Annotated in this window: 6 protein-coding genes; all 6 read right to left on the bottom strand. The window is 69.9% G+C overall.

Annotation, left to right across the window (positions count from 1 at the left end; all coding sequences use genetic code 11):
- Window positions 1–427: ATP/GTP-binding protein (locus AB0J09_RS56100; RefSeq protein WP_360710681.1), on the bottom strand; the 427-nt coding region annotated here is incomplete at its 3' end.
- Window positions 408–758, bottom strand: a complete 351-nt coding sequence (locus AB0J09_RS56095) for a DUF742 domain-containing protein (RefSeq protein WP_360710679.1) — start codon at window positions 756–758, stop codon at window positions 408–410. The genes AB0J09_RS56095 and AB0J09_RS56100, both read right to left, overlap by 20 nt.
- Window positions 755–1,180: a roadblock/LC7 domain-containing protein gene (locus tag AB0J09_RS56090; RefSeq protein WP_360710676.1), complete on the bottom strand. Its 426-nt coding sequence runs from the start codon at window positions 1,178–1,180 to the stop codon at window positions 755–757. The genes AB0J09_RS56095 and AB0J09_RS56090 overlap by 4 nt, the downstream gene beginning before the upstream one ends.
- Window positions 1,173–3,569, bottom strand: a complete 2,397-nt coding sequence (locus AB0J09_RS56085; RefSeq protein WP_360710673.1) for a nitrate- and nitrite sensing domain-containing protein — start codon at window positions 3,567–3,569, stop codon at window positions 1,173–1,175. The genes AB0J09_RS56090 and AB0J09_RS56085 overlap by 8 nt, the downstream gene beginning before the upstream one ends.
- Window positions 3,570–3,816: 247 nt before the next feature.
- Window positions 3,817–4,620, bottom strand: a complete 804-nt coding sequence (locus AB0J09_RS56080) for an SAM-dependent methyltransferase (RefSeq protein WP_360710670.1) — start codon at window positions 4,618–4,620, stop codon at window positions 3,817–3,819.
- 34 nt (window positions 4,621–4,654) lie between these two features.
- Window positions 4,655–4,936: EamA family transporter (locus AB0J09_RS56075; protein ID WP_360710668.1), on the bottom strand; the 282-nt coding region annotated here is incomplete at its 5' end.

Below are 4,936 nucleotides of genomic sequence, written 5' to 3'. Positions count from 1 at the left end.
AGTTCACGGCCACCACGAACGGGACGCCGCGCTGCTCGAAGTAGTCCACCGCGGGGAAGCAGTCCTCCAGGCGGCGGGTGTCGGCGAGCACGACAGCGCCGAGCGCGCCCAGGGCCAGCTCGTCCCACATGAACCAGAAGCGGTCCTGCCCGGGCGTGCCGAACAGGTACAGCCACAGCCCCTCGCGGATGGTGATGCGGCCGAAGTCCAGCGCCACAGTGGTCGTGACCTTGGACTCCACGCCCGAGGTGTCGTCCACCCCGACGCCCCGCTCGCTCAGTAACTCCTCGGTGTGCAGCGGCCGGATCTCGCTGATCGTGCCGACCAGGGTCGTCTTGCCGACGCCGAACCCACCCGCGATGAGGATCTTGATGGCCAAGGCGGAGGCGACCGCCGTCGCACCCGGCTCAGAGGCTGCGTAGTCCATGTAGAACTTCCCTGTAGATCCGTTCGTCGATCGTCTGCGCCGCGGGGCGCGGGCTCTCGATGGTGACAAAGCCCTCCCGCCGCAGGTCGCCCAGGATGACCCGGGTGATGTTGAGCGGCAGCTGGAGGTGCGCCGCGACATCCGCCACGGGCGTGGGCTTCTGGCACACCGCCAGCACGGCGCGGTGCTCCGGGATCAGTTCGGTGAGCTCGTAGGGGCCGCCGACCGTCGTGACGATGGCCACCAGGTCGAACGTCTCTCCCTGCGGCCTCGCCCTGCCCCCGGTCAGCCCGAAGAGCCGGAGCAGCGGCCCGGGATCCTCTCCGGTCACGGTTTCGCGCCGTTCCAGGCGGGTGCCGGCGCCGCTCCCCTCGGCAGCGCGGAGAGGTGCTCACCGACCCGCTTGACCATGAGCGCCATCTCGTACGTGACCATGCCCAGTTCGGCGTCGCCCGAGGCGAGCACGGCCAGCCGGGCGCCCTGTCCGGCCGCGGTGACGAACAGGAAGCCCTCCTCCATCTCGATGATCGTCTGCCGTACGCCGCCCATGCCGAAGTGCCGTCCGGCACCCATGGCGAGGCTGTGGCTGCCGGCGGAGATGGCGGACAGGTGCTCGGCGTCCTCCCGGGTCAGGCCCCGGGAGCCGCCCATGGCCAGCCCGTCGGCGGACAGCACGATGGCGTGCCTGATGCCGGGAACGCGCTGGGTGAGGTCGTCGAGCAGCCAGCTCAGTTCACTTCTGGGGTCAGGCATGGGGATGGTCGTCCTTTCGGTTCCACAAATCTCGTTCCTGCTCCGCCTGGCGGCGACCCTGCTGCCAGCCGCGTTGCATGGACGACATGAGCTGGGCGAGCTCCTCCGGCGAGCGCCCCGGGACGGTGCGCCGATCCGCGCGCCCGGCGGCGTCACGGAGCTGGGGAGCCAAGTTGGTCTGCGGCACCCGCATCGGGAGCCCGTCGAGGTCCTCGTCCGCCGCCTGGGCCGGGATCGTGACGCTCCACTCCACGGACGGTCCTGGAGGCGTGGCGGAGCTGGGAATCGGCGTCGGACTCGGCTCAGCGACAGGCTCGATCTCGGTCATCGGGTCCGTTCTCGGCGCGGAGGTCCCGAACCAGGTCCCGCGCTCGGGCTCAGCGGCGATGGCCATCCCGTTGGGCCGGGCGTCGGCGGGTGCCGTGCCGAGCGCGCGCATGGGCCTGCTCGCGCGGGCGACGACATGATCCGCTGGACGTCCCGCCGCGACGGCGGCCGAGGGCTGGGCGTTGGCGAGCAGAGCGGAGGGCAGCAGCACGATCGCGGTGGTCCCGTCGTACGGCGAGCGGCGCAGCGACACCTTGATCCCGTGCCGGGCCGCGAGCCTGGACACCACGAACAGGCCGAGCCGGTCACTGTCGGCCAGGTCGAACTCCGGCGGGTCGGCCAGCCTGGCGTTGAGCTCGTGGAGGATGGACTGGCTCAGCCCCAGGCCCCGGTCCTCCACCTCGAGCGCGAAGCCGTTGGCCGCCGTCATGCTGCGGACGTGCACGGTGGTGTCGGGCGGGGAGAAGGCGGTGGCGTTCTCCACCAGTTCGGCGATCAGGTGGATCACGTCGGTGACGGCGCCGCCGACCAGGAGCGGGGCGCCCGGCATCGGCATGACGGTGACGCGGGTGTAGTCCTCGACTTCCAGCACCGCCGCGCGTACGACGTCGAACAGCGGCACCGGGTCGCGCCAGCGGCGCGCGGGGACGGAGCCGGACAGGATGATCAGGTTCTCGGCGTGCCGCCGCATGCGGGTGGTCAGGTGGTCCAGCTTGAACAGGTCCTCCAGGACGTCCGGCTCCTCGACCCGGCGCTCCATGGTGTCGAGGAGCGCGAGCTGGCGGTGGAGCAGCGCCTGGTTGCGCCGGGCCAGGTTGAGGAAGACCTGGCCGACGCCCTTGCGCAGGGTCGCCTGGCCCACCGCGGCCTCGACCGCCGTGCGCTGCACGGCGGAGAACGCGTGCACCACCCGATCGACCTCGGCGGTGTCGGCGGAGTCGAGGTCGGGCGCCTCGGTGGCCGGGTCCACGTCGTCGCCACGGCGCAGCCGCTCGACCAGCCAGGGCAGCCGCTTCTCGGCCAGTTCCACCGCCGACGCCTGCAGACGGCTGAGCTCGGAGATCAGCGATCGGCCGAACCGGTACGACAGCGCCAGCGACGCCAGCACCGCCGCCAGGCCGAGGGCCAGGACCAGCCCGATCCGCCAGTACGCCCCGGTCTTCTGCGCCTCGGCCTCCGCCGTGGTGCGAGCCAGCTCCGTCTGGGTGTCGCGGTCGATCGCGCCGATGAGGGAGTCGATGTCGCTCCTCCACTCGGCGGGGTCCACCGGCGGCGCGCCACCGCTGGTGTCCCACGTGAACAGCTCGTCCTCCGTCTCCAGCAGCCGCCGGTACGCGCCGCCGTCGACCAGCTTGTCGTAGTTCACCCGCAGCTCGGGGCCGATGTCGCGCTCGGCGTTGGCGAAGGCGATCCTGCGGCTGGTGAACGCGGCGACGAACGCGGCACGGTCGGCCGGCGACATCCTCCGGTGCACCATCGTGCTGGTGAGCACGGCGTGCTCGCGGCCCAGGTATTCGGCCGTGGCGCTGTAGGCGGCCATGCCGCGCACCGATCGGAAGGACGAGACGTCACTCAGCGCGTCGCGGTCGTTGAACTGCTTGTTGGCGACGCCGATCAGGTTGTTGTACGCGTCGGTGATCGCCAGCGGCGGAGCGAGCACGCCGCCGTCGGCGGACTCGCGCAGTGCCTGTAGTCCGTCGAGCGCCTGCAGCAGCGCGTGCACCTGCGCCGGGGTCCCGCCCGGCGATTGCCCGTCAACGGATCCGACGACCTGGCGCAGGTGTTCGGCCTTGGCGTCGGTGACCCGCCGCTGCGCGGACAGCGGCGCGTACGCCGCCGTGCCGCGTGGCGCCTCGGCCGAGAGCTGCCGCTCCCGCTGTAACTCCACGATCAACTGGTGCACCGGCGACCCGATGGCCTCCCAGCGGTCTTGAGCCTGGGAGACCGTGACGATCTCCTCCACACTGGAGTAGGCGATGAACCCCCACAGAGCGACCATGGAGACCAGCGGAAGCAAAAGGATCCTGAGCAGCTTGGTACGGATCGGTGGGGGCGAGCTCATCCTTCATGTCCAATTCCGCGCATGGCCATGCGCCGCTGGGCAGTCGTGAACCGGCACCGCCCCGAGAACCCCTGCCACGACTGGCATTGTGGTCCGTCCACTATGCCGATGGGGCAGATGCACTTCAAGGTACAGATGCGAAGAATCAACACGAATGGCGGGTTGACTCTTTGTCAGCACACGGTTCGTGACCGTAACGGTTGGCATCTCACGCAGAGTCACAGAATCGGACTCGGGATGACGGCGCTCAGGGCTTGCGGCCCACGCCTCCGTACAGCCACCTCGTGGCCGCGGGGGCCGGGTCGTCCGGGTCCGGGTGCCACGTGTCGATGGTGACCAGACCTGGGTCGACCAGATCGAATCCGTCGAAGAAGCGGGCGACCTCCGCGTGCTCACGGAAGTAGATGGGCGTCGGCGTGGCCGCGTACACGGCCTCGATCTGGGCGACCGCGTCCGCGGAGTGACCGTCGCGGGTGACGTGAGTGGCCGTGAAGTGACTCCCGGACGACAGGGCGTCACGTAGTTCGCTCATGATCTGGCTCTGTTCGTCCATGGTGAGGAAGTGCACCATGGCGATCATCAGGACGCCGACCGGCTCGCTGAAATCGATGAGCTTGGCGGTTTCCGGATGGCGTAGAACCTCGGCCGGGCGCCGCATGTCGGCGGCGGCCACCGCGGTGTGCTGGTCGGTCGCCAGCAGCGCGCGACCGTGCTGCAGCACCACCGGGTCGTTGTCGACGTAGACCACACGAGCGTCCGGGACGATCTGCTGGGCGATCTCGTGCGTGTTGCCCACGGTGGGCAGGCCGGAGCCGATGTCGATGAACTGCCGGATCCCCTGCCGTGCCATGTGCCGCACCGCGCGACGCAGGAAAGCGCGGTTTTCCTGAGCCAGTTCACGGATTTCGGGCATCGCCTTCTCGACCCGCCCTACGGCCTCCCGGTCGATCTCGAAGTTGTCCTTTCCTCCGAGGTAGTAGTCGTACATACGGGCGACACTCGGCCTGGTGACGTCGATCCCCAACGACGCGCCACCGCCCTGCTCCGTCATGACAGGCCTCCATTCGTGATCATTACTACTCAAGTTAGCGCAACGAACGGGCCGTGCGACTCGCACCGATCCCGGCGACCGTCACCAGCACGATCCCGGCCACCTGGACCCCAGCCGGCACCTGCCCGAGCAGCACAAGGCCGACCAGCACCGCCAGCGCGGGCTCCAAGCACATCAACACGCCGAACACCGCACTGGGCAGCCTGCGCAGGGCCAGCAGTTCCAGGGTGTAGGGCAGGACAGGCAGCAGCAGCGTCAGCGCCGCCACCTGCCACAACACCTGCGTCGACAGCCCGGGCAGCGCCTGCGGCACGCC

This window comes from Nonomuraea sp. NPDC049784 (assembly GCF_040659615.1).
GTDB lineage: Bacteria > Actinomycetota > Actinomycetes > Streptosporangiales > Streptosporangiaceae > Nonomuraea.
Note: the sequence above shows the minus strand (reverse complement) of the source record. Positions and strands in the feature narration are given on the sequence as shown.